The sequence below is a fragment of the Leifsonia sp. 10N434 genome, from assembly GCF_056394405.1.
In genome coordinates, this window is record NZ_JBFTHV010000002.1 from 644,224 (window position 1) to 668,453 (window position 24,230).

Below are 24,230 nucleotides of genomic sequence, written 5' to 3' on the forward strand. Positions count from 1 at the left end.
CCTCCCGACCGTACGTCCCCGGATCGTGAGGCCGTCGCGCGTCATACGGCGCACGGCCTCGCATCCGGGATCGCGGACTGGGTTTGCGGCCGTTTCCTGCAGGCTGCAGCAGAAAAGGGCATCAACGACGCTATCAACCTGTGAAGGTTCGAAGCCAATCGCTGTTCGGCATTTGCGGATGCATTCCGCTGCCGGCATGCACGCAGTTCCGCGCCGTGGCGGCGATCGAAGGGGGTCGGCATCGTTATCTTTCCGTTACCTGAGTATCTGTGCGTCGGTCGACTCTGGTCGACCACCGCCGGTCTACGGCAGACTCGTTGGCATGATGACCGACCAGAGCGACCACAGCTGGCAGCGCGTTCCGATCGAAGCGCAGAGCGTCGACGCTCCCCTTTCCCGCTCCGCGGTGTTTCTCGTGGTGAGCATCGCCGACGACGATGCCGCGTACCAGAACGTGCGCGACGTGCTCTCCGGGCTCTCCGACCTCGTGAAGACCGTCGGCTTCCGCGACCTGAACGCGCACCTCTCGTGCAACACCGGCATCGGGGCGGCGGTGTGGAGCCGCCTGACGGGCAGCGCCACGATGCCGGCCGAGCTGCATCCGTTCCGGCCGATCGCGGGGTCCGTGCACACCGCCGTCTCCACGCCGGGCGACCTGCTGTTCCACATCAGGGCCGAGCGCAGCGACTTCTGCTTCGAGTTCGAACGGCAGCTGCTCGGCCTCCTCGGCGACGCCGTCACCGTGGTCGACGAGGTGGTCGGTTTCCGCTACTTCGACTCGCGCGACCTCCTGGGCTTCGTCGACGGGACCGCCAATCCGACCGGCAGCGAGATGGCCGGCTCGACGCAGGTGGGCCAGGAGGACGCCGCGTTCGCCGGGGGAAGCTACGTCGTCGTACAGAAGTACCTCCACGACCTCGACACCTGGGGATCGCTCCCCGTGCCGGCGCAGGAGGGCGTCATCGGGCGCACGAAGCTGGAGAACATCGAGCTCGCCGACGCCGAGCACGGCCAGAAGTCGCACAAGACCCTCGCGACGATCACCGACGAGAACGGCGTCGAACACGACATCCTGCGCGACAACATGCCGTTCGGCCGACCGGGTCACGGCGAGTTCGGCACCTACTTCATCGGGTACTCCGGCCGGCTCTGGGTGATCGAGCGGATGCTCGAGCGCATGTTCATCGGCGATCCCGAGGGCAGCTACGACCGCATCCTCGACTTCTCGACGGCGGCCACGGGCGTGACGTTCTTCGCCCCGACCCGGCCGTTCCTCGACGCCCTGGCCGACTGACCGAGCCCGATGCCCGCGAGCACGATCGCCAACCCGAGCAGCTGACGGAGGCTGAGCAGCTCGCCGGCGAGCAGGGCGCCGAGAAGGACGCCGGCGATCGGGTTCAGCAGCCCGATCAGCCCTGTCGTCCCGGCGCCGAGATGCCGCAATCCGCTGAACCAGGCGACGAACGCGAGGGCGGTCGCCACGACCGTCACGTAGGCGAAGCCGGCGACCGCCGGCGCGTCGAGCTGCGGCGGGGCTCCCTCCACGACGGCAGCGACCGGGACGAGCAGTAGGCCGCCCGCGATGAGCTGCCACGAGGTCGACGAGAACACGTCGACCCGGTCGCCGGTGCTCCAGCGGGTCGCCAGCACATAGCCGATCGATGACAGGAGCATCGCGGCCAGCGAGGCGGCCACTCCCCACGGGTTCACGGCAGACCTGCCTCCGAGCAGCATCACGCAGACGCCGGCGACCCCGATGACGGCGCCCAGCAGCGCGAGCATCCGGGGCCGTTCGGCCAGGAACAGCCAGCCGAAGCCCATCATCGCCAGCGGAGCGGTGGCCATCAGGGTCGCCGCCACCCCCGACGGCAGCAGTTGAGCGGCGACGTAGACGAGCGCGAAGAACGCGCCCGTGTTCAGCACTCCGAGCACCGCCGATCGCCACCACCAGGCGCCGCGCGGCCGTCGACGGCGCACGAGAAACAGGAGCACCCCTGCCGGGAGTGCCCGGATGACCGCGCCCCACAGCGGCGCGTCCGCGGGCAGCACCGCCTGGGTGACGACGTAGGTCGAGCCCCAGGCGATCGGCGCGATGGCGGTGATGGCGACCCAGACCCATTTAGCTTCCATGGAAGCTATTTTACCTTCCGTGGAAGCTAGTATGGAACCATGGCCCCGGAATCCATCGCACCTGATCGCATCGCCCGCATCCAGGCCGAGTGGACGCGAGAACGGCCGGACCTGGATGTGCGCCCGCAGGGTGTCATCGGCCGGCTGCACCGCGTCGCGGAACACCTCACCGGCGAGCTGCAGGCCGTCTACGCCGAGCACGGACTCGGCGAGGGCGACTTCGATGTGCTCGCGGCTCTCCGGCGCGCAGGCGAGCCGTTCGAACACAGCCCGGGGGCGCTGGCCGAGCACACCATGGTCACCACCGGCGGGATGACGAAGCGCATCGACCGGTTGGAGCGCGCCGGCCTGGTCACCAGGCGTCCTGCCGGAGACGACGGGCGCGGGCGCATGGTCGCCCTCACGCAGCGCGGACGTGAGGTCATCGACAGCGCGTTCACCGACCACATGGCCAACGAGCGCCGCCTGCTCGACGCCATCAGCCCGGCCGACGCCGCCAGACTGGAGGCGATCCTCACGCGATGGCTGGCGACGTTCGAGTAGCCGGCGGCTCGACGGCCCCGGCCGGCGCCTCGGCCCCTGAGAGCCGGCGAACCATCGCCAGCGCCACCGCATCGTTCTCGCGGAAGGACAGCGCGTTCGTGCCCGGGCGCGAGAAGGCGCCGGCGAACGGCGCGGTGGTGAACGGCCCGATCGCGTACCTCCGCGGATGCACCGAGCCGTCGGTCCTCACGATGCGGGAGTCCAACGGCCGCACCTCGATCAGCCCGTCACGTTCGGCCCCGTCGCCACGGGCGACCAGGTCACGCAGGGCGGCGCTGTCGCTCGTCGCCGCGTCGGCGCCCGGCAGCCAGGCGTCGACGAGGGTGTCGGCGGCGAACTCCCCGTCGACGTTGGAACCGCCGACGATGAACGCGCCCGCGTCCTCGTCCGCCGTCACCCGCATCCCTCCCCCGAGGAACTCGACGATGCCGGCCTCCGAGAGGGCGACCAGTTCTTCGAGCCGGTGCCCGGGCGGCCCCGAGGCGACGTAGCTGAAGAAGCCGGGCCACCAGGTACGGAGGTCGGTGCGGGCGGTCTCGCTCCAGCCGGGCGATCCGCTCTCGGGCGCGAGCACGAACATGCACTGAAGGAGCGCGGTGAACAGCCCGAGTGTCGCACTATGCCCTTGGTCGCTGCGCAGGCGCAGGTCACGCCGGATGTAGTCGCGCACCGCCTCCTGCAATGCGGCGGCGTTCTCGAAGCGAGCGGCGTCGAGGGGCCGATCGAACTCGTCGAGCAGGAGTCGGTCGTCCTCGTGCGGCACAGTGCGCTCCACCAGGGCGCGGTACTCGTCCCCGAACGGATCCACCAGCGCGAGCCGGGCGACGAACGACGACCAGTCGCTCGCCGTGCGCTCCGGATGACCGGTGAAGAGTTCCGCGTAGTAGCCGTGCAGCATCTCCCGTGCGATCAGCGGCCACACCTCGCTCCGGAAATCGACGGGCGTGCCCCGTCCGAGGAGGCGGCCGAGGGCGTCGGCCGTGAAGAAGCGCAGCGGCGGCCGGTCCCCCACCAACGTCGATGCGATCTTCGCGTGGTACGGCACCCCGCGCCGCGACCCGATCAGGATGCGCGGTTCGAGACCGCTCGGCGTGTACTGCAGCCCCCCGCCCGGGGCTCGGTCGAATCGGCCGCCGCGACCCTCGGTGAGCAGCACGACGAGGTCGACCGCCGCCAGACCGAAGCCGCGCACGACGATCGGCCGGCCGGCGGCGAGCGCGGAGGTGTCGGCATCCGCCGTGAACGCGGGCGGCTGATAGTGCAGTCCGTGTCGGTCGGCGAACGCGGCGAGCGCGGCCGGCTCCCCGTCGAGGGCGCGACCGTTGTGGCCGAGCGCGTAGAGCACGAGATCGGCCCGGATGCCCGACCCGTCCTCCAGCGTCACCTGCTGCACGTCGTCCCCTCCCTCCACCGAGACCGCGCGATCCGCATGCACGACGATCGTCACGTCCTCGTCCAGGAGCTCGACCGCGCGACGCTGGAACCAGTCCAGGTAGTGGCTCTGCAGACGGCGGGTGGGAAAGCTCGAGCCGGTGAGCCCCTCGAGCTCGGCGCGCACGACGGCATCCGTGACCCGACCGTCGTCGATGTGTCCCGCACGCACCTGCTCGGCCCACTCGATCAGCGAAGGCCCCGGGACGATCGGCCCGTCGATGGCGCACGACACATCGGTGAACATCGTCACGTCCGCCGCCATCGAGTTGAGTTTGAGCAGTGGCGACTGGGCGGAGCGCCAGATACGGCCCGGGCCGGCCGGGTGCGGATCCACCAGATGGATGGTGACCGGCTCGCCCCCGCCGGCGGCGGCCCGGTTCGCGGCGAAGCGCTCGAGCCAGCCGGCAGCGCGTGGGCCGGCGCCGATGACGGCGATGGATGCTCGGAGCGATGACATCGCAGCAGCCTCCCCGCCCGCGCAAGCTCCGCCTAGCCCAGATGTCGCTCTGTGACAGCGGCGACGCACGACGTAACGCAGCGTGGTCGGCAGTTGACGGCGCACCGTACGGTCTCAGCACATCCGATCAGGACCCATGACCGAAGGAGGCATCCGGTGACCATCAACGACGTCGTCGCGGACGAGTTCCGCTACATCGCAGCGACCGACGAACTCGCCAGGCCGTTGCTCGCCGAGCTCGAGCTCGAGTACGACACCCGCTACGGCGACTTCTTCGGCGAGCGCGCCTCGACCGAGCTCACTCGCTACCCGGCGGCCGAGTTCGCCGCCCCGCACGGCGCGTTCGTGGTGCTTCTGCGCAACGGGTCCCCGATCGCCGGCGGCGCCTTCAAACGCGTCGACGACGAGACCGCCGAGCTGAAACGCATCTGGACGAGCGCCGCGCACCGGCGCGAGGGGCTCGGCCGCCGTGTGGTCGCCGAGCTGGAGGCCGAGGCCCTGCGCCGCGGCTATTCCCGCGTCTATCTCACGACGGGTCCACGGCAGCCGGAGGCCAAGGGCCTCTACCTCGCGGCGGGATACACGCCGCTGTTCGACACCACCGCTCCTTCAGAGGATGTCGGCATCCACCCGTTCGAGAAGCGGCTCGATGCCACGACATCCCGAGAGACGGAACGATGACCGCGGTCACCGAGCGCGCGGCCGACACCGCGACCGTCCCTCCGCGCACGGCCGTCGCCGACCTTCCCGCCGGCATCGACCTCCGGCGGCTGTCCGAGCGACCGGTGCTCCCGCTGCGTCATCCCGGTCGCTGGATCGCCGCCGTCCTGGTGCTGGTCGTGCTGCTCAACTTCGGCCAGACCCTCTTCACCAACCCGTCCTGGGAGTGGGCGAAGGTCGAGAAGTGGCTGTTCAGCCCGGCCATCCTCACCGGACTGCAGCTGACCCTCGTCGCGACGGCGATCAGCGCGGTCGTGAGCTTCATCGGCGGCATCATCGTCGCACTGGGGCGCCTCTCGCCGAACCCTGTGCTCAGCACCGTCAGCTGGCTCTACGTGTGGCTGTTCCGTTCGGTGCCGCTGATCCTGGTGCTGATCTTCCTGTACAACCTGGGCAACCTGTACCCGACGATCGGCATCGGCATCCCGTTCGGGCCGCAGGTCGAGGTGAAGACCGTCACGGTGCTCTCCGACCTCACGCTCGGCGTCATCGGGTTGAGCCTCAGCGAGATCGCCTACTCGTCGGAGATCGTGCGAGCGGGCGTACTGTCCGTCGACCAGGGACAGCACGAGGCCGCCAAGGCCCTCGGCATCTCACGGTCGCGGCAGTTCCGGCGCATCGTGCTCCCGCAGGCGCTCCGTTCGATCGTGCCCGCCTATGTGAACCAGATCATCGGCCTCCTCAAGGCGAGCTCGCTGCTGTTCTACGTCTCGCTGCTCGACCTGTTCGGCGTCGTGCAGAACCTCGGGAGCACCTACCCCACCGACGTCATCCCGCTGCTGGTCGTCGCCACCATCTGGTACCTCGTGCTCACGAGCGCCGTCTCGATCGTGCAGTTCTACGTCGAGCGCTTCTACGCCCGCGGCGCGTTGCGCACGCTTCCTCCGACGCCGCTCCAGCGGCTGAGGCGCCGTACGCGCGCTGTCTTCGGGGGTGCCCGATGAGCGCGACGATCGAGATCTCCAATGCCGTGAAGGCCTTCGGCGACAAACCCGTGCTGCGGGGTATCGACCTCACGATCGCGGCGGGAACCGTCACGGTCATCCTGGGGCCGTCCGGCTCGGGCAAGTCGACGCTGCTGCGCGCGATCAACCACCTCGAACGACTCGACGAGGGCTACGTGGTGGTCGGCGGCGAGCTGATCGGGGTCCGCGTGCAGGGCGACAGGCTCAAGGAGCTGAGCGAGAAGCAGATCCTGCGGCAGCGCTCGCGCATCGGCTTCGTCTTCCAGAACTTCAACCTGTTCCCGCACCTGACCATCCTCGAGAACGTCACCGAGGCGCCGATCTCGCTCGGCGCCTCCCCGGCCGACGCCCGGGCGCGCGCCACGGCCCTGCTCGACCGCGTCGGACTGGCGGAGAAGGCGGCGGCCTACCCGCGCCAGCTGTCGGGCGGACAGCAGCAACGCGTCGCCATCGCGCGCGCGCTCGCCCTGGAGCCGCAGGTCATCCTGTTCGACGAGCCGACCTCGGCGCTCGATCCGGAGCTGGTCGACGAGGTCCTGCAGGTCATCCGCACCCTCGCCGGCGAGGGCACAACCCTCGTCGTCGTCACGCACGAGATCGGCTTCGCGCGGGAGGTCGCCGACCGTGTCGTCTTCATCGACGACGGTCGCGTGGTCGAGGAGGGCGCTCCCTGCGACATCCTCGACCACCCCACTCAGCCGCGCACCATCGACTTCCTGAGCAAAGTGCTCTGAAGCCGCGGGCCGACGCCCGCGGGCACGACCCCGACAGCCCACCCACAGCAAGGAGAACCGATGTCTTCCCCCACTCCCATCCGCCGCCGTTCGCGGTGGCTCAGCACGGCAGGCGCCGCGTTCGCGGCCGCTGCCCTCGTCGGATCCCTCGCGGCCTGCTCCGGACAGGCGTCAGCAGAGACGACGCCGGGTCGCGTGACCGTGGCCGCGCACGCCAACGGCGCCGGCACCGAGACCACCATCTCGGTCTCCCAGGTCGACTCGATCCGCAAAGAACTCCCCGACGCCGTACGTAAGAGCGGCAAACTCGTGATCGGCATCGGCGCGCTCCCCGCCGGGTTCCCTCCCCTCGCCTACACGGGCGACGACCAGAAGACGCTGACCGGCGCCGAACCCGATCTCGGCCGCCTCGTCGCCGCCGTCTTCGGCCTCACCCCCGAGGTGAAGAACGCCACCTGGGACAACCTGTTCGTCGGCATCGACACCGGAGCGACGGACGTCGGCTTCTCGAACATCACCGACACCGAGCAGCGCAAGGAGAAGTACGACTTCGCCTCCTACCGCCAGGACAACCTCGCCTTCACGACGCTGAAGAAGAACTCCTGGTCGTTCGACGGCGACTACGAGAACCTCGCCGGGCTCACCGTCGCTGTCAGCGCCGGGACGAACCAGGAGAAGATCCTACTCGAGTGGCAGACGAAGCTGAAGGCCGAGGGCAAGGCCCTCGACATCAAGTACTTCACCGACACCAACTCCACCTACCTCGCCTTGAACTCCGGCAAGATCGACGCCTACTTCGGGCCGAACCCCGGGATCGCGTACCAGAACACGCAGACCAAGGACTCGGCCAACCCCACCCGCACGGCCGGCACCTACTCCGGCGCCGGAGCGAGCCTGCAGGGCCTGATCGCTGCGACCGTGAAGAAGGGAAGCGGCCTCGACAAGCCGGTCGCCGACGCGATCAACTACCTGATCGACAACGGGCAGTACGCCACCTGGCTGAAGGCGTACAACCTCTCCAACGAGGCCGTGAAGAAGTCCGAGATCAACCCTCCCGGGCTGCCGAAGACGAACGAGTAGCAGCACGGCGCGTCAAGTCGCCGGCCGTGATTGTTACGGCCGGCGACTCGGGGCGCAACAGGTCGTCATCTTCATGGCGTCGCGCTCCTCCGGCGGGTTAGAAACGAGCATCATGTCGCGGATCTTCACGAGTACCTTCAACCCCGGCCGGGCACGCTTCGAGCTGGTCGTCAGCCCGCAGGGCGACGTCTATGCGTTCCCACTCACGCTGGCGATCGCACAGCGTCACGTGCTCGACGGCCACTCGCGCTATCTGGTCGGCCATGTCACCAAGGGCGTGGATGCGCGTGGCGAGAGCGCCTGGACGGCCAGCGGCCCGTCGGGGCTCGTCTACGGCACCACCTTCCCGAGCCTGTCATCGGCGCTCGAGATCATCGCCGACGAGTACGACCTGACGCCGGTGCCCTGAGCAGTGGATTCGGGCCGGCGGATGCGGCCGGCGAGCGGATGTAGCGTAGAAGGAATGGACACCGTGGCAACCGACACCCCGCTCATCCGGCCCGCAGCGGCCGACGAGTACCCCGCGATCGGCGAGCTCACGCACGCCGCGTACACCGGCGACTACGACGATCTCTCCGCCGGATATCAGAAACAGCTGCGCCATCCCGAGCGCCTGCTCCCGTCGTACGACGTCTGGGTCGCGGCCGACCGGGTGAGCGGCGAGCTGCTCGGCACCGTCGCGATCCTGCGTGCCGGTCTCGACGACGAAGGCCGCATCGGCACCGACGAGCTCTACTTCCGCCTGCTGGCCGTCTCGCCCGCGGCACGCGGCCGTGGCATCGGCACCGCACTCACCGAGTTCGCCCGCGCGACGGCGGCCGAGCGGCGTTCAGCGCGCGTCGTGCTGCACAGCGGTGAGAACATGCTCGGCGCGCACGCGCTCTACACCAAGCTCGGGTACTCGCGCCGCCCGGAACGCGAGCTGGTCGTCGTCGACGGCGGCCGTCGCATCCAGCTCTACACGTTCGCGCTCGACCTCTGACGAGCCTGCTGCGACGAGCGTGACCGGATCAGGCGCTCACGCCTTCGCGAGGGCGTCCTCCAGTGCGACCCACGGCAGCATCGCGCACTTGATGCGGGTGACGTAGCGCGAGACACCCGCGAGCGCGACGGCGTCGCCGAGCAGTTCCTCGTCGCCGTCGATGGTGCCCTTGGACTGCATGAGCTCGCGGAAGGCGCCGATCTTGTGCGTCACTTCCTCACGCGATGCATCGCTCACGATGTCGTTGAGCAGCGAGGCCGAGGCGGTCGAGATCGAGCAGCCGTGGCCCTCCCAGCTGATCGACTGCACACCACCGTCGGGAGCGGCGTAGAGGTTGAGCGTCACCTCGTCCCCGCAGGTCGGGTTCAGCTGGTGCGACGACGAGGCAGCGCCGTCGCGCAGGCCGTAGCCGTGCTTCTGCTTGGCGTGATCGAGGATGACCTGCTGGTACAGGTTCTGAAGGTCGCTGGAGGTCATCTGTCCACTCCGAAGAAGGCGCGGGAGTCGGCGACGGCCTCGAGGGCCTGGTCGACTTCGTCCGCGGTGTTGTACAGGTACGTGCTGATGCGCGTGCTCGCCGTCGCCCCGAAGCGGCGGTGCACCGGCTGCGCGCAATGGTGGCCGACGCGCACGGCGATACCGCGGTCGTCGAGGAACTGGCCGACGTCGTGCGAGTGGATGCCGTCGACCACGAAGCTGGCGAGCCCCACCCGTTCGACGCCCGCCGCCGGACCGAGGACGCGCACGCCCTCGATGCGGTCGAGTCCGTCGAGCAGGCGGGCGCCGAGGATCGCCTCATGCTGCTCGATGGCGCCCATGCCCACCGCGTCGAGGTACTCGACGGCCCGGGCGAGCGCGACGGCCTGGGAGACGCGTTGCGTTCCCGCTTCGAAGCGCGCAGGCGCCGGGAGGTATTCGGCCTCGGTGAGCGTGACCGTGGTGATCATCGAGCCGCCAGTGAGGAACGGCGGGAGCGCGTTCAGAAGCTCCGAACGGCCGTAGAGCACGCCGACACCGGTCGGCCCGAGCATCTTGTGGCCGGAGAAGGCGGCGAAGTCGACGCCCAGGGCGTGCAGGTCGAGCGACAGATGCGGAGCGGACTGGCAGGCGTCCAGCACGACGAGGGCGCCGACCGCGTGTGCGAGCCCGACGAGCGTCTCGACCGGATTGATCGCGCCGAGCACGTTCGACACGTGGGCGAACGCGACCACCTTGGTGCGCTCGGTGATGAGCTCAGCGGCCTGGTCGAGGCGCAGCCGGCCGTCGTCGTGCAGGCCGATCACCCGGAGCGTGGCGCCGGTGCGTGCCGCCAGCTCCTGCCACGGCACGAGGTTCGCGTGATGCTCCGCCTCGGTGACGACGATCTCGTCGCCGGCCCCCAGCCGGAACCGCTCGGCGGCGGCGCCTCCGCGTCCGAGCGAGGCGTTCGACATCCCGTAGGCGATGAGGTTGATGCCCTCGGTCGCGTTGGAGGTCCAGACGATCTCGTCAGGGTCGGTCCCCACGAATCGCGCGACCGTCGCGCGCGCCTCCTCGAACAGCTCCGTGGCCTCGCCGGCGACGGTGTGGGCCCCGCGGTGCACCGCCGAGGTGTAGTGCTCGGCGAAGTCGCGCTCCGCGTCCAGGACCTGGCGGGGCTTCTGGGCGGTCGCGCCGGAGTCGAGGTAGACGAACGGATGCCCATTGACCTCACGGTCGAAAATGGGGAAATCCGCTCGCACCCGCACGACGTCGAGTGGTTCGGTCTGCATTCTTGTGTTCACGTGGATCCCAACGATGAATTCTAGTCGCCTCATCTGCAAGTCCTCCGGAGACGACGGCATTCCCCGCCGTTACGCAAGCGCGCATTACCGCCTGTGACAGCGTTACGCCGGATGTCGCCCGATGCTGTGGACACGGCCGCCGGCCCGGCTAGCGTCCAGCCCATGACAATCGCAACGGAACAGGCGCAGCAGGAGACCTTCGAAGCCGACTGGTTCGCCTGGCACGACCGCCACGAGACCGCCCGCGCCGCCGAGCACGGCTTCCTCGCCGTGACCGGTCTGCACTGGCTCACCGCGGAGCCCACCCGGTTCGACGACGCCCCCGGGGCGTGGTCCACCGGCAGCGACGGGCCCGTCGTGGAGCTCGACGATGGAGAGTCCCTGCTCGTCGACGGCGTCACCGTCACCGGCCGCCATGCGTTCGGCCCGATCGCCGAGCGCGGCGGGATCGTCGCCGCCTTCGGCGACGCGGTGGTCGAGGTGGCCAAGCGCGGCGGTTCCGACATCATCCGCCCGCGGCATCCGGACAATCCACTGCGCACCCACTACCGCGGCACCCCCGCCTACGCCCCGGATGCGCGCTGGGCCGTGCCCGCACGCTACGTGCCCTTCGACACGCCCCGCGACGTGACGGTCGACGCCGCGATCGAAGGACTGCAGCACGTCTACGAGGCGCCGGGGGTCGTCGAGTTCGAGCTCGACGGAGTGCCCCAGCGGCTCACTGTATTCAACGGCAGCGCGCCGGGAAGCCTGTTCGCCCTCTTCACCGACGCGACCAGCGGGGTCACCACCTACGCGGCGAACCGTTCGCTCGAGATCGCGGCGCCGGGAGCGGATGGCTCGGTGCTGCTCGACTTCACCCGCGCGGTGAACCTGCCCTGCGCCTACACCGAGTTCGCCACGTGCCCGCTGCCGCCGAGCGAGAACCGGCTCGCGGTCGCGATCGAAGCCGGCGAGCGCATCCCGGCCGAGCGGAGCGCACGATGAGCCGCGGGACAGACGCCGGCGCCTTCGTCGTCGGAGTGGAACTCGACGGCGATGGGGCGCACCCGGCGGCGTGGCGCGCATCCGGTCACACACCGGCCGAACTGCTGAGCGGCCGCACGGTCGCGGCCCGCGTCGCCGCGGCCGAGCGCGCCGGCTTCACGTTCGCGAGCTTCGACGACTCCCCGTTGCCGCCGTCGGCCGCTCCCGACATCACGGCGCGCATCGATGCGGTGCAGCGCGCCGCCTTCGCCGCTCCGCTGACGGGAGCGATCGGTCTCATACCGGCCGCGCACTCCACCTACAGCGAGCCGTTCCACGTCGGCACCCAGCTCGCCAGCCTCGACTTCGCCGCCGGTGGCCGTGCCGGCTGGCTGGTCACCGCCGATCCGGATGCGCGCATCGCCGCCCTCTACGGACGCCCGGCCGTCGACGCGGACGCCGCGCGCGAGCGCGCGGCCGACGCCGTGGAGGTCGCCCGTCGGCTCTGGGACTCGTGGGAGGACGACGCCGAGATCCGGGATGTCGCCACCGGACGGTACCTCGATCGAGATCGCGTGCACTACACCGCGTTCGCCGGAGGCGACTACTCGATCGTCGGTCCGGCGATCGTGCCGCGGCCGCCACAGGGTCAGCTGCCGGTGTTCGGCGACGCCGCCCTCTCGGGCTCCGTGGAGCTGGACGTCGCCCTCCTCACCGCGGGCACGGATGCCGACGACACGACGGAACTCATCGCGGCCGTCGCGGCCGGGGCGGCCGCCGCCCGGGCGTCCGACAGGACGGGCACGGCCCTGGTGGTCGTGGAGCTGGACGTGGTGCTCGACCACGCGGGCGTCGATGCCGCCGACCGGCTCGAGGCACTCGACGGTCACACCGCGTGGAGCACGGAACGCGCCCGCTTCGTCGGCAGCGCTCCGGCTCTCGTCGACCTGCTGACCGGGCTCGCGAGCGTCGTCGACGGCGTGCGCCTGCATCCGGCTGTGCTCGACATCGACCTCGATGAGCTCGGCCGCGCCGTGCTCCCCCGCCTCCGCGCGGCCGGCGTCTTCACCTCGCCCGCCCCCGGCGGCACCCTGCGCGACAGCCTCGGGCTCGCGCGTCCCGTCAGCCGCTACGCGACCGCCCGCTAGGAGCCTTTCATGACCACCGCCCGCACCACCCTGCGCTTCGGCGTCTTCTTCCAAGGTGTGAACTTCAGCACCATTTGGTCCGACCCCGCCAGTGGCTCGCAGATCGATTTCGAGAGCTTCCGCCGCCTCGCGCAGACCGCCGAACGCGGGCTCTTCTCCGCGTTCTTCCTCGGGGAGGGCCTCCGGCTGCGCGAGCACCTCGGGCGGCTCCACGAACTCGACGTCGCCGGACGCCCGGATGCGCAGACACAGCTCGCGGCGCTCGCAGCGGTGACCAGCCGCATCGGCCTCGTCGCCACCCAGAACACGACCTACAACGACCCGGTCGACCTCGCGCACCGTCTCGCCAGCCTCGACCTGCTCTCGGGCGGCCGCGCCGCGTGGAACATCGTCACGACCGACAACGCGTGGACGGGCGAGAACTTCCGTCGCGGCGGGTATCTCGACCACGCCGACCGCTACCGTCACGCGGAGAGCGTGGTGAACATCGCGAAAGCCGTCTGGGGCGCCTTCGACGACGACGCCGTGGCGACCGCAGCGACGGCCCCGTCGTGGTCGACCCCGAACCCGTCGGCGGAGGTCGACGGGGGGACCGGTCACTACGCCGTCCGCGCGCTCAGCCGCCTCCCACGCAGTCCCCAAGGGCACCCCGTGCTCTTCCAGGCCGGCGACTCCCCCGAGGGCCGCGACTTCGCTGCCCGCACCGCCGACGTGATCTTCTCGGCACACGCCGGCTTCGACGACGCGAAGACCTTCGCCGCCGACATCCGGGCCCGCACTCTGAAGGCCGGTCGCCCGGCCGACGATCTGAAGATCTTCCCCGGGCAGGAGTTCATCCTCGCCGACAGCGACGCGGAGGCCGCCGACAAGGCGCGCTGGGTGCGGGAGCAGCAGGTCTCACCGCAGACGGCGCTCGCCTTCATCGAGAACGTCTGGGGTACCGACCTCAGCGCGTACGACCCCGACGGTCCGCTTCCGACCGTCGACCCGGTGCAGGACACGACCGGCGAGACGCGCGGCGCCGGCTTCCGCGGGGCTCAGGCTCTGGCGACGGCGGAGAAGTGGCGCGCGCTCTCCGAGGCGGAGGGGCTGTCGATCCGGCAGCTCGTCATCCGGCTGTCGTCGGGTCGCGGTTTCGTCGGCAGCGTCTCGTCGGTCGCCGACGAGCTCGAGCGGTTCGCCGACGAACACGTCGTCGACGGGTTCAACATCACCCCGTGGCTCGTGCCGGGCGGCCTCGACGACATCGTCGACAAGCTGGTGCCGGAGCTGCAGGAGCGGGGCGTCTACCCGACGGAGTACGCCGGCGACACTCTCCGCGAGAATCTCGGACTGCGGGTGCCTCCGTCGGCAGGTGAACGCGAGGCAGCGACCGCCTGACGGGATGCACCGTGCGGTGGCCGGCGTTCACGCGCCGGTCACCGCACGCCCGTAGGATTCCGGCATGTCCACCTCCGGCGCCCTGGCCCGTCGGCTCGGTCTCGGCGACGCTGTCATGATCGGGCTCGGCTCCATGACCGGCGCCGGCATCTTCTCGGTGTTCGCACCGGCGGCATCGGCCGCCGGGAGCTGGCTGCTCGCCGGACTCGCGATCGCGGCCGTCGTGGCGTTCTGCAACGCCACCTCCTCCGCGCAACTCGCTGCGACCTACCCGTCGTCGGGCGGAACGTACCTGTACGGCCGTGAACAGCTCGGCGACTGGTGGGGGTTCGCCGCCGGCTGGAGTTTCGTGATCGGCAAGACCGCGAGCTGCGCCGCCATGGCGTTGACCTTCGCCACGTACGCGGCGCCTCCCGGCTGGACGAAGCCGGTCGCGGTCGTCGCTGTCGTCGCGCTCGCGACCGTCAACTACTTCGGCGTCACCCGCACAGCGCAGCTCACGCGTATCATCGTCGTGCTCGTGCTCGCCGTGCTGGCCGTCGTGGTCGCCGCGGGAGCGACGGCCTGGAACGCTGCCCCGACGTCCGGGGCGGCCGGCACGACCCTCTACGGCGTGCTGCAGTCGGCCGGACTCCTGTTCTTCGCCTTCGCCGGCTACGCCCGCATCGCGACCATGGGCGAGGAGGTCCGCTCGCCAGAGCGCACCATCCCGGCCGCCATCGGCATCGCACTCGGTGTGGCGGTGGTGGTCTACGCGGCCGTCGGCATCGTCGCGCTCGGCTCCCTCGGGCCGTCGGCGCTCGCGGTGTCGCCCGCCCCGCTGCGCGATGTCGTCGCCGCGGCCGGCTGGGCGTGGTCGGTGCCCATCGTGCGCGTCGGCGGTGCGCTGGCCTCGCTGGGCGCACTCCTCGCGTTGATCGCCGGGATCGGACGCACGGCCCTCGCGATGGCCAGGGAACGCGATCTGCCCCGGGTGCTGAGTGCCGTGCATCCGCGTTGGCACGTTCCGCACCGGGCCGAGATCACGCTCGCCGCCGTCATCGTCATCCTGGTGCTCACGACGGACCTGCGCAGCGCGATCGGGTTCTCCTCGTTCGGCGTGCTCCTCTACTACTTCGTCGCCAACCTGGCTGCGTTCACACAGCTTCCCGACCGCCGCCGCTTCCCTCGCTGGCTGCAACTGCTCGGGATGCTCGGCTGCGCGGTGCTGGCGCTCACCCTCCCGCTCGCCGGGGTCGCCGTCGGCGTGCTCGTGGTCGCGGTCGGGCTCGCGGTGCGCGCCCTGCGTCTCCGCAACGATCGACGCGGCGCGGCCTGAGGGCAGCCGGCGATGAGACGCCGTACTTTTCCGCTCCTCCGTTCACACGATGAACGGGATGAGCGCCCTGCGCTCGGGAGGATAGTCGTCGAACGTCTGCCGATACCACCGGTGGTTCGACACCGCCCGCGGGGCGAGGTTGGCCGCTGTATAGAGCGCGAACGCGAGCCCCGCCGGCGACCAGGTGGCGACGGCCCACCCGATCCACTCGATCATCTCTCCCAGATAGTTCGGGCTCGACACGTAGCGGAACCCGCCGCCCTGCGGGATCGAATAGCCTGACGATCCCGGTCGGCGCAGGCGGCGCAGGATGCGATCCGAGCCGATGTTGAGCGCGAACCCGGCCAGGAAGACCAGCACTCCCACCAGGAATCGCGGATCCGCCAGCCACGACGTCGCGTACGAGCCGTACTCCGAGATCCAGCGGGCGTTGATCCAGGTATTGAGCAGGTTGAAGAGCATCGCCATCGCCATCACGCTGACGGGCATCCGGCCGCCGCCGCGCATCAGGAACGGGTACACGAACGCGCGCTGCACGTAGTGGAGCTGCCAGAGCGCCAGGAAGATCAGGGGGACGAGCTCGGCGCGGTGCTCGCCGAGCAGGTAGAACACCAGGAACAGGATGGACGCCGGCGATTCCATGACGACCCAGCCGACCCGGCTCGGCACCGTCGGTCCCCAGCCGCTGCGGTTGTGCCGGCCGTACGGCGCCACGATGAAGCACAGCGCGACGAATGTCACGACGGCGAGGGCGATCTCGAGTGCGACCAGCCAGCCGAATGCGGTGTCCGGCACGCGCGTCACTCTCCCCCGAGCGCCTTCAGCACGCGATCCATCGACCCGCCGAGCGCCCAGGCGTCCGCGAGCTGTTCGGCCGCCGCCAGCTGTTCGCCCCGCACCGGGCGGAGCACCGGATCGAACGCGGGCAACTCGAGATCGCGCACCACCTCGACGACGCGTGGGGCCACGTCCAGATAGTCGGAGGCCGCCGCGAAGCGGGCGCGCACGGTCGGCGAGAGCGGCGTCGCGGTGTCGGCGGCGGCCGCTCGGATGGCCGTCAGGTCCCCGAACTCGCGGAGCAGGCCCGAGGCGGTCTTCTCGCCGACGCCCGACACCCCGGGGAGGCCGTCCGAGGTGTCGCCCCGCATCGCGGCGAAGTCGGCGTACTGCTGCGGGCCGATCCCGTACTTCGACTCGATCACCCCGTCGGTCACGAGTTCGAGGTTGCTCATGCCCTTGGCCGTGTAGATGACCCGCACCCCGGCTGCATCGTCCACGAGCTGGAAGAGGTCGCGGTCGCCGGTCACGATGTCCACGGGCCGCCCCGCTCCCGTGGCGAGGGTGCCGATCACATCGTCCGCCTCGTGATGAGCGGCGCCGACGATCGCGATGCCGAGCGCATCCAGCACCTGCCGGATCACCGGGATCTGAGCGACCAGCCCCTCCGGGGTCTGCTCCACGTCGACGCCACCCGCCACGACCTTCTCGACCCGGTGGGCCTTGTAGCTGGGGATCAGCTCGACGCGCCACCCTGGCCGCCAGTCGTCATCCCAGCAGGCGACCAGTTCGGTCGGCTCGAACTCGGTGACGAGGCGCGCGATGATGTCGAGCAGACCGCGCACGGCATTGACCGGCGTGCCATCGGGGGCCTTCACGCTGTCGGGCACCCCGTAGAACGCGCGGAAGTACAGCGAAGCGGTATCGAGGAGCATCAGTCGCCCGGTCACACCCCGATCATGGCACGGGATGCGCGGAGCGCGCTCCCCGACGGCCCGCCCGCGGCGGATGCGGGCGGGACCGCCTTCAGGGGTTGGTCACCGGATCGCCGGCAACAGAGAGGCATTCGGAGCGGTCGCCGCGAACGGATTGGTACCGCAGCGACGACCCGCGCGGCGGCGAGACGCGCGTCAGTGGATGAAGGCCTTCAGGACGATCATGGGCACGCCGAAGGCCGCCGTGCCGAGACACCCCAGGATGCGCACCGGCCAACTGCTCCCCCGCAACGCGAACGCCCGGTAGCCGAGGATTCCGAGCAGCACGACGCCGAGCCAGAGGGCCGTCCAGACGGCCAGCTTGTCCGGCACGATCTGCAGCGCCCCGAGCAGCAGCACCGCCGAGGGCGGAAGGGCCGAGAGCAGAAAGCCGAGCGAGCGCCGGAGCGACTGACGGAAGGCCATCGGCAGTGTCGTCCGGTCTCCCGGCGTCACGCCGTGGCCGGCGACGGTTCCCGCGTAGAGGTGCGCCGCCCAGAACACGATGACGGTGGTGATGACGCTGAAGAAGGTCTCGATCGACGTCGCGTGATATGAACCGGAGACCACGATCATGCCGCTCACCAGAATCGTGCCGTAGACCGACTCCTCCGTGATCCACGCGCCGCGCCACGGGTGGTCCGTCGTCTGCTCCGGCTTCCCGGCCCCCTCCGCCGTCATGTCGCCGCCTCCTTCTCCTTCGTCCTCCTCACCGGGACCTCCGCCGGTATGCCGCGCGAGAACAGCAGCGACAGCAGACTGATCGCGATGAGCCCGAAGAACGCGACGCGCAGCGATTCGAGCTGCGAGTCACGGTAGATCGTGGACAACTCCGCTGCGTCGTCGGACGACAATCCGGCCTCGGCACCGATCTCCTTCACGCTCGACGCAGGCACGATTGCCAGGCCTTTCTCGGTCCGCTCGGCCACGAGTGACTTGGCGTCGGACGAGAGCTCGCTCGTCGCCACCCCGGAAGCGAACGTGGTCGCCAGCGCGCCGATCAGGATCGAGCCGATCAGGGCGGTGCCGAGGGACGAACCCAGGTTCTGGAACACCCCCTGCAGCCCGCCGACCTCGCTCGTCTCCTTCTCGGGCACACTCGACATGTTCACGTTCCCGAGCTGCGAGGCGAGCAGCCCGAGACCGGCGCCGGCGAAGAACATCCCCGCGGCGAAGAGGCCGCCGCGCAGGTCGCTCGTGGCCGAGCCGAGCAGCAGGAAGGCGCTCGCAACCAGGATGAGCTGGCCGAGCCGCACGACGCGTCGGGGCGACCACACCCGCGACAGGGCCGTGCCCACGATCGAGAACAGGATGAGCGAGACCGACAGCGGGAAGATCTTGAGTCCGGTCTGCAGGGCATCGAGGCCGAGCGTCATCTGCAGGTACACCGGGACGATGAAGAAGAGGCCCGCCGTGACCGAGTACTGCGCGCCGAGCACGGAGAGACCGCTGCGCAACTGCGTGATCGAGAACAGCTCGACGTGCAGGAGTGGCGGGAGTCCGCGTCGCACGAGCCGGCGTTGCCGGCGGAAGAAAACGACGACGAGCACGCCGCCGACGACCATGAACCACGCCGTGAGCGAGATGCCGAAGGGTGCGATCAGCACTCCGTTGATCTCCGGCGAGGCGAGCGGGATGAACCATCCCCAGGTCTTGCTCTGTAGCATCCCGAAGACGATGAAGACGAGGCCGAACGCCGACAACAACACGCTCAGCAGGTCGATCCGCTCGGCACGACGTGGGGTGCGGTCGGTCACCAGCCGCGAGAAGATGACGACGACCGCCATGATCACCACCTCGCCGACGAAGACGTAGCGCCAACTGGAGTACGTCGTGATGAACCCGCCGATCAGCGGGCCGGCCGCCACCGCACCGCCGGACACGGCGCCGATCACCGCATAGGCCGTGATCCGGTCGCGTCCGCGGTAGTTGTCGGCGACGAGGGCCGCGATGGCCGGGATCACCAGCACGGCGCCCAGTCCCTCGACGACCGACCAGCCGATGAAAAGCACCACCACGTTCGGGCTGAGCGCGGTGAGCAGCGAGCCGACGGCGTAGACGCAGGAGCCGATGACGAACGCGGTGCGGCGGCCCCAGAGATCACCGAGCTTGGCTCCGAGCAGCATGAACGCGGCCATCGTCAGCGTGTAGAACGTGATCGCCGCCTGCATCGCCGCGACCGTGGTGCCGAGGTCCTCCACGACGGTCGAGATCGAGACGTTCATCACCGTGCCGTCGAGCACCATCACGAACTGCGCGGCGCCCAGGATGGTGACGACGAGCCACTTCTTCATGGCCGGATGGGCACCGACACGTCGGCGCCGCCTTCCCGGGTGAGACGCGTTCCCATCTTCACCAGGGACGGCGCCGGCACGAAGCCGCCGGCGAAGAGCGCCTCGCCCTGCCGGAAGCGCGGCGACCGGGCGAGCATGGTCGACGGAACGAAGCCGAAGATGGTCGCCAGCTCGTCGAGGTCGAGCGGCGAGCTCATCTTCATGAGTGCCAGGTTGTCGCACTGGGAGATGATGCTCGGGTGGATGCGCGACGGCCGCTGCGTCGACAGCAGCAGCCAGAGGCCGAACTTGCGGCCCTCCGCCGCGATCTGGATGATCCGTTCGCGCACCGCGCGATCGAGCGGGCTGTCGTTGTCGGGAGAGCACAGGTTGTGCGCCTCGTCGATGACCAGGAGCACCGGTCGCCGCTGCTCCCGTTTCGCCCAGAGGTCGTCGAGCACCGCCATCGCGACAACGAGCGACTCGTCGGGGTAGCTGAAGCCACCGAGGTCGAGCACGGTCGCATCCGGACGCGTCTCGATGACATCCGTGACCGCCTGATGCCCCAGCGCCCACACCGACCAGTCGATCACCCGCAGGTTCTCGACCCGCGCGGCGAGGGCACGCGCCGAGTCGGTGTTCCGCTCCAGGAGCTTGGGAAGGACCTGCTCGGCGCCGAGGGTGCCGACCGTCTCCTCCAGGTGAACGAGCTCGTTGTACTCCGCGCGGTCGTCCAGCGGGTCGAGTCGCAGCACAGCTGCCTTGGCGTGCATCGAGAGGTCGACGAACCGAACCCGGAGGGCATCCGGCTCGGCGGACGCCGGCCGGAGGACGCGGATGTCGCGTTCGCCCAGCGTCCTGCCGTCCGCCGCGGCCCCTCCGTCGGCCGCCGAGTCGATCGGCTCACGCAGCCGCACGAAGTCGGCGTTCGGATCGAAGATCACCATCGGCAGGCTGGTGTGCAGCAGGAGTTGCTCCACGAGCACTCCGAGTGCGTAGGTCTTTCCTGAGCCGCTCTGCCCCACCCAGAACGTGTGGCGGTTGAAGCGATGCGGCAGCAGGCGGGCGGCGACATCGGTCTCGGAGAGGAAGGATCCGATCGGAAGCGTCTGCCCGGCTGTCGAGTACAGAGCCTCGACCGTTCTGGCGTCCGCGTCCTCCATGGCGGCCGCGACGAAAGCGAACGTCTCGCGCCCGTTCAGCCGACCGTCCGGCGTGAGGACCCCCAGGATGCGTCCGGAGCCGAGAAGCGAATCGCCGTCGACCCGGATGTCCTCCACCTGGCCGATCTGCCGCCTGCCCGATTCGTCGAGCACCGTCACGAACGAACCGGGAGAGAATCCCGATGCCAGGGCACCGCTGAACTGGAACTGGCGGCCGTCGAGCGACATCGCGCCCGCTGAACGCGTCGCGATGTCACCGACGGCGGTCTCGGCGATCTGGTCGGTCATGATGTCCTCCTCGAAGGCATGCACGGTTCTGTCGAATCACATCACGCGGATGCCCTCCGGTGCTAGAGGCGAACGCGCTACCCGAGCAGTTTCGCCTTCGCCGCGGCGAACTCCTCGTCGGACAGGATGCCCTGGGAGTGCATGTTCGCGAGGTTCTGCAGCTGCCCCATCAAATCGTTGCCGGGTGCCGCCGCCGGCGCGGGCGCCTGCTGGGCGTAGGCCGCCTGCTGCGCCTGCTGCTGAGCGACCGCATTCTGGGCCGCCGCATCCATCTGCGCCTGCTGCTGCTGCTGTTCGTAGGCCTGCGCCTCGGCGGCCTGCTGCGCCTTGGCGTCCTGACGTCCCCGGATCCCTCCGGAGACCGCCGTCGCCGTACCCGCCACCACCGCTGTCGTCGCTGCCGCGCGGAGCAGTCCTCCGCGTCCCATCCGTCGACCGAGCATCTTCGTCCTCCTTCACTCTGCCGCCGTCACTCGGACGTCGCGGCGACCATTTCATTCACGACCGGAGCGGGGATCCGCTCGGTCTGCAGCACGCGACCGCCGGCCTCGAACAGCGCCTCGGCGAACTCGCGGGCCCACACGTGCTCGACCACGAGCAACGCGGCGCTTGTGCCCGGCACGATTCCCTCGGCGATGTCGTCCACATCGTCGGAACCGGCCAGTCCGAGCTCGACGACCTCGAGACCCTCGAGTCCGTACTCGTCCGCGATCTCCTCGAGCTCGACCACCCGGAGGTCCCCGTCCTGGGCGCGCGAGACGAACAGCAGGTCGAGCAGGCGCACGGTGTCCTGCGCGATGAGCCGGAGGATCGCATCGACTACTTGCTGTCCGGGGCGTTCCCCGTCGAAGCCGATGACGAAGATCTCCACCGGCCCGTATTCGAATTCAGCCATCTGTCTTCTTCCTTTCCGTTGGAGGCTCGACGACGCTCACAAGCGCGTGAGCCCGTTGGCCACGATCACGACCCCGATCAGTATCAGGATCAACACGCTGACGGTGCGGTTGTTCGCCGCGATCCACTCGCGCGTACGCACGAGACGCCGCTCCGTCTTGTCCGGCTGCACCAGGCTCGCGATGATCGGCACGACCACGGTCGATGCCGAGATGACCACGTAGACGCAGACGACGATCGCCGCCTCCGCGCCGGTCAACTCGTCGCCGCGCACCGACAGCCCCGCTGCGGCGCTCAGAAGGATGGCCTTCGGCCGCACGTTCAGCACCAGGGCAAGGCCGAATGCCGACCACGGCCCCAGGGAGCCGACAGCCGACAGCCATTTCGGGATGCCACTGGACGGCGACCCGGATCCTCGTCTCCACAGGACGATCGCGAACGCGATCAACGCCAGGCCGATCACGATCATGATGATGCCGATCGCGTACTCCGGGCCTCGGGACTTCGACGACGGGATCACGTAGGCGAGCAGGATGAACACGACGACCGTCACCGTGAGCCCGAGGACCCAGCCGATCAGGAACGTCAGCGACGACCGCCCCTTGTTGGGCGAGAGGAGTATCAGGATCGTCGCCATAATGGGGACGGAACTGAGCGCGACGGCGACCGCTAGAGGCAGGATGTGGCCGAGCGCCGCCCACATGCACCCTCCCCTCGTATCGTCCATCGGGTGTTGGGACGACGGTAATCGGCGCGAGGCCTCCCGACATCACCCGGTTGGGATGATGTCGCCGGTCCGGGCGGACCCTACCGTTGGCGCATGGCAGCAGGACTCCCCCGCGCGACGACGATCCTGGTCGGGCTCGCCGCCGCGACGGTGACGGCGATCGGCCTGAGCGGCATCCGCGGCATCCTCGCGCCGACGCTGCTCACCTTGATCCTGGTCATCTGCGCCAACCCGGTCCGCACGGGACTTCTGAAACGCGGCGTGCCCGGCGGCATCGCCACCGGTTCGGTGATCCTCGTCGTGTTCGGGCTGCTCGCGGCGTTCACCTACACGATCATCATCGCCTTCGGCCAGTTCGTGGCGATGCTCCCGTCGTACTCGGCGCAGTTCGAGCAGATCGGCACGAGCATCGCAGCGTGGCTGAAGAGCATCGGCATCGGGCAGGCCCAGGTGCAGGAGATCCAGAAGAGCATCAACCCGAACAACATCGTCGCCTTCTTCACGAACGCGCTCGGCAGCGTGGTCGGCATCACCGGGGCACTGGTGATCGTGCTCACGATGATGATCCTGATGGCCGCCGACGCCGTGTACGCCCGCACGGTGCTCGGCCAGCTGGGCGAGCACAAACCCGACCTCGTCGCCGCTCTCAGCCGGTACGCGTCGGACGTACGGCGCTACATGGTCGTGACCACCGTGCTCGGCGTCGTGCAGGGCACCTTGAACGCGATAGCCCTGTACATCATGCACGTCCCTGCAGCCCTGCTCTGGGGGCTTCTCGCCTTTCTCTGCAGCTTCATCCCGAACATCGGGTACTTCTTCGCGATCATCCCGCCGCTCGTGTTCGGCTTCCTCGTCGGCGGCTGGCCGACGGTGATCGCCATCGTCATCGTGTACGGGGTGATCAACGCCGTCGTGCAGTCGATCATCCAGCCGCGCGTGGTCGGCCACGCCGTGTCTTTGAGCCAGACCGTGACCTTCTTCTCCGTGCTGTTCTGGGCCGTCGTGATCGGACCCATCGGGGCGATCCTCGCGATCCCGCTGACTCTGTTCGCCAAGACGCTCCTCGTCGACGCCGACCCGGCGGCCCACTGGTGGAGGCCGGCCCTCGGACCGACCGACGAGACCAGGGGCCTTGCCAAGGCGACCCAGGCGGCTGCCAAGGCCGACCGGCGCGAGCATCGATCGGCTCATCACGCCGCTCGGACTACGCCGCCCCCCGAGGACTGATCGGGTTCACCGATACGAGCTCGATGTTGAGGCTCGCGAGCAGCTCCAGCAGGCCGTGCAGCCGCGCTTGATCGTCGATCGGACCCACCAGATGCGTGCGACCGTGCTCGACGCGTGAAACGGTGAACCCCTCGAATGCGCCGGCGATGGCCGGCCCGAGCGTCCCCGTTATCACGATCTCGAAGGTTGCAGCGCCCACGATGACCTTCCTGTGCTGTCTCGATCGGGCAACCATCGCAGACTTTCCACCACGGCGGATCATCCGCACCGGGTGATTCGGCGCTGGA

26 protein-coding genes are annotated in these 24,230 nt (G+C 69.5%); 13 read left to right on the forward strand and 13 right to left on the reverse strand.

From position 1 onward, the window contains the following. Positions 1–322: 322 nt before the first annotated feature. On the forward strand, positions 323–1,294 hold the full coding sequence (locus AC1DB1_RS08735; RefSeq protein WP_477200458.1) for a Dyp-type peroxidase: 972 nt from the start codon (positions 323–325) through the stop codon (positions 1,292–1,294). On the opposite strand, the gene AC1DB1_RS08740 is transcribed toward AC1DB1_RS08735, so the two are convergent. After that, the gene (locus tag AC1DB1_RS08740; protein ID WP_477200459.1) at positions 1,204–2,130 is read right to left on the reverse strand and encodes an EamA family transporter; all 927 of its coding nucleotides are present in this window, start codon (positions 2,128–2,130) and stop codon (positions 1,204–1,206) included. The genes AC1DB1_RS08735 and AC1DB1_RS08740 overlap by 91 nt on opposite strands. 39 nt (positions 2,131–2,169) lie before the next feature. On the opposite strand from AC1DB1_RS08740, the gene AC1DB1_RS08745 reads away from it, so the two are divergent. Next, positions 2,170–2,673 (forward strand): MarR family winged helix-turn-helix transcriptional regulator, encoded by a 504-nt coding sequence (locus AC1DB1_RS08745; protein ID WP_477200460.1) that lies wholly within the window; start codon positions 2,170–2,172, stop codon positions 2,671–2,673. On the opposite strand, the gene AC1DB1_RS08750 is transcribed toward AC1DB1_RS08745, so the two are convergent. After that, positions 2,645–4,564, reverse strand: a complete 1,920-nt coding sequence (locus AC1DB1_RS08750) for an FAD/NAD(P)-binding protein (RefSeq protein WP_477200461.1) — start codon at positions 4,562–4,564, stop codon at positions 2,645–2,647. The genes AC1DB1_RS08745 and AC1DB1_RS08750 overlap by 29 nt on opposite strands. A 156-nt stretch (positions 4,565–4,720) precedes the next feature. On the opposite strand from AC1DB1_RS08750, the gene AC1DB1_RS08755 reads away from it, so the two are divergent. The 6 genes from AC1DB1_RS08755 to AC1DB1_RS08780 all read left to right on the forward strand — a co-directional run bounded on the left by AC1DB1_RS08755 (position 4,721) and on the right by AC1DB1_RS08780 (position 9,045). Beyond that, positions 4,721–5,245 carry a GNAT family N-acetyltransferase gene (locus AC1DB1_RS08755; protein ID WP_477200462.1) on the forward strand — a complete coding sequence of 175 codons (525 nt, stop codon included), beginning with the start codon at positions 4,721–4,723 and terminating at the stop codon, positions 5,243–5,245. After that, positions 5,242–6,228: an amino acid ABC transporter permease gene (locus AC1DB1_RS08760; protein WP_477200463.1), complete on the forward strand. Its 987-nt coding sequence runs from the start codon at positions 5,242–5,244 to the stop codon at positions 6,226–6,228. Before AC1DB1_RS08755 ends, AC1DB1_RS08760 begins: the two co-directional genes overlap by 4 nt. Next, entirely contained in the window at positions 6,225–6,983 is a 759-nt protein-coding gene (locus tag AC1DB1_RS08765) for an amino acid ABC transporter ATP-binding protein (RefSeq protein ID WP_477200464.1), read from the forward strand. The genes AC1DB1_RS08760 and AC1DB1_RS08765 overlap by 4 nt, the downstream gene beginning before the upstream one ends. A gap of 60 nt (positions 6,984–7,043) precedes the next feature. Beyond that, the gene (locus tag AC1DB1_RS08770) at positions 7,044–8,063 is read left to right on the forward strand and encodes an ABC transporter substrate-binding protein (RefSeq protein WP_477200465.1); all 1,020 of its coding nucleotides are present in this window, start codon (positions 7,044–7,046) and stop codon (positions 8,061–8,063) included. Positions 8,064–8,175: 112 nt separating this feature from the next. Continuing rightward, the gene (locus AC1DB1_RS08775) at positions 8,176–8,472 is read left to right on the forward strand and encodes a hypothetical protein (RefSeq protein WP_271178322.1); all 297 of its coding nucleotides are present in this window, start codon (positions 8,176–8,178) and stop codon (positions 8,470–8,472) included. Positions 8,473–8,526: 54 nt separating this feature from the next. Continuing rightward, complete coding sequence (locus AC1DB1_RS08780; RefSeq protein WP_477200466.1) at positions 8,527–9,045, forward strand: GNAT family N-acetyltransferase; 519 nt, start codon at positions 8,527–8,529, stop codon at positions 9,043–9,045. A 36-nt stretch (positions 9,046–9,081) separates the two neighbouring features. Here AC1DB1_RS08780 and sufU read toward each other — a convergent pair whose 3' ends face one another. Next, positions 9,082–9,522 carry a Fe-S cluster assembly sulfur transfer protein SufU gene (gene sufU / locus AC1DB1_RS08785; protein WP_477200467.1) on the reverse strand — a complete coding sequence of 147 codons (441 nt, stop codon included), beginning with the start codon at positions 9,520–9,522 and terminating at the stop codon, positions 9,082–9,084. Then, on the reverse strand, positions 9,519–10,796 hold the full coding sequence (locus AC1DB1_RS08790) for a SufS family cysteine desulfurase (RefSeq protein ID WP_477200468.1): 1,278 nt from the start codon (positions 10,794–10,796) through the stop codon (positions 9,519–9,521). Before AC1DB1_RS08790 ends, sufU begins: the two co-directional genes overlap by 4 nt. Positions 10,797–10,970: 174 nt before the next feature. Here AC1DB1_RS08790 and AC1DB1_RS08795 point away from each other — a divergent pair, with 174 nt between their 5' ends. The 4 genes from AC1DB1_RS08795 (at position 10,971) to AC1DB1_RS08810 (ending at position 15,620) form a co-directional block, all read left to right on the forward strand. Then, on the forward strand, positions 10,971–11,795 hold the full coding sequence (locus AC1DB1_RS08795) for a DUF1684 domain-containing protein (RefSeq protein WP_477200469.1): 825 nt from the start codon (positions 10,971–10,973) through the stop codon (positions 11,793–11,795). After that, positions 11,792–12,922 carry an LLM class oxidoreductase gene (locus tag AC1DB1_RS08800; protein WP_477200470.1) on the forward strand — a complete coding sequence of 377 codons (1,131 nt, stop codon included), beginning with the start codon at positions 11,792–11,794 and terminating at the stop codon, positions 12,920–12,922. Before AC1DB1_RS08795 ends, AC1DB1_RS08800 begins: the two co-directional genes overlap by 4 nt. Before the next feature lie 9 nt (positions 12,923–12,931). Further along, the gene (locus AC1DB1_RS08805; protein ID WP_477200471.1) at positions 12,932–14,302 is read left to right on the forward strand and encodes an NtaA/DmoA family FMN-dependent monooxygenase; all 1,371 of its coding nucleotides are present in this window, start codon (positions 12,932–12,934) and stop codon (positions 14,300–14,302) included. 64 nt (positions 14,303–14,366) lie between these two features. Continuing rightward, positions 14,367–15,620 (forward strand): APC family permease, encoded by a 1,254-nt coding sequence (locus AC1DB1_RS08810; protein WP_477200472.1) that lies wholly within the window; start codon positions 14,367–14,369, stop codon positions 15,618–15,620. A 42-nt stretch (positions 15,621–15,662) separates the two neighbouring features. Here AC1DB1_RS08810 and AC1DB1_RS08815 read toward each other — a convergent pair whose 3' ends face one another. The 8 genes from AC1DB1_RS08815 to AC1DB1_RS08850 all read right to left on the reverse strand — a co-directional run bounded on the left by AC1DB1_RS08815 (position 15,663) and on the right by AC1DB1_RS08850 (position 22,716). Then, a complete protein-coding gene (locus tag AC1DB1_RS08815) occupies positions 15,663–16,415 on the reverse strand; it encodes a DUF1295 domain-containing protein (RefSeq protein WP_477200473.1) in 753 nt (250 codons plus the stop codon). Between the two features lie 5 nt (positions 16,416–16,420). Then, positions 16,421–17,347 carry a 5'-3' exonuclease gene (locus AC1DB1_RS08820; protein ID WP_477200474.1) on the reverse strand — a complete coding sequence of 309 codons (927 nt, stop codon included), beginning with the start codon at positions 17,345–17,347 and terminating at the stop codon, positions 16,421–16,423. A 180-nt stretch (positions 17,348–17,527) separates the two neighbouring features. Further along, positions 17,528–18,052: a hypothetical protein gene (locus AC1DB1_RS08825; protein WP_477200475.1), complete on the reverse strand. Its 525-nt coding sequence runs from the start codon at positions 18,050–18,052 to the stop codon at positions 17,528–17,530. Then, the gene (locus tag AC1DB1_RS08830) at positions 18,049–19,665 is read right to left on the reverse strand and encodes an MFS transporter (protein WP_477200476.1); all 1,617 of its coding nucleotides are present in this window, start codon (positions 19,663–19,665) and stop codon (positions 18,049–18,051) included. Before AC1DB1_RS08830 ends, AC1DB1_RS08825 begins: the two co-directional genes overlap by 4 nt. Continuing rightward, a complete protein-coding gene (locus AC1DB1_RS08835; RefSeq protein ID WP_271178310.1) occupies positions 19,662–21,095 on the reverse strand; it encodes an ATP-binding protein in 1,434 nt (477 codons plus the stop codon). Before AC1DB1_RS08835 ends, AC1DB1_RS08830 begins: the two co-directional genes overlap by 4 nt. A 77-nt stretch (positions 21,096–21,172) precedes the next feature. Next, positions 21,173–21,538, reverse strand: coding sequence for an SHOCT domain-containing protein (locus AC1DB1_RS08840; protein ID WP_271178309.1), 366 nt, complete (start codon positions 21,536–21,538; stop codon positions 21,173–21,175). Between the two features lie 26 nt (positions 21,539–21,564). Further along, a complete protein-coding gene (locus tag AC1DB1_RS08845) occupies positions 21,565–21,990 on the reverse strand; it encodes a DUF6325 family protein (protein WP_477200477.1) in 426 nt (141 codons plus the stop codon). A 36-nt stretch (positions 21,991–22,026) separates the two neighbouring features. After that, a complete protein-coding gene (locus AC1DB1_RS08850) occupies positions 22,027–22,716 on the reverse strand; it encodes a GAP family protein (RefSeq protein WP_477200478.1) in 690 nt (229 codons plus the stop codon). Between the two features lie 93 nt (positions 22,717–22,809). Here AC1DB1_RS08850 and AC1DB1_RS08855 point away from each other — a divergent pair, with 93 nt between their 5' ends. Beyond that, the gene (locus tag AC1DB1_RS08855) at positions 22,810–23,943 is read left to right on the forward strand and encodes an AI-2E family transporter (protein ID WP_271178306.1); all 1,134 of its coding nucleotides are present in this window, start codon (positions 22,810–22,812) and stop codon (positions 23,941–23,943) included. On the opposite strand, the gene AC1DB1_RS08860 is transcribed toward AC1DB1_RS08855, so the two are convergent. Next, positions 23,921–24,142 (reverse strand): hypothetical protein, encoded by a 222-nt coding sequence (locus tag AC1DB1_RS08860; protein ID WP_271178305.1) that lies wholly within the window; start codon positions 24,140–24,142, stop codon positions 23,921–23,923. The genes AC1DB1_RS08855 and AC1DB1_RS08860 overlap by 23 nt on opposite strands. Positions 24,143–24,230: the final 88 nt, after the last annotated feature.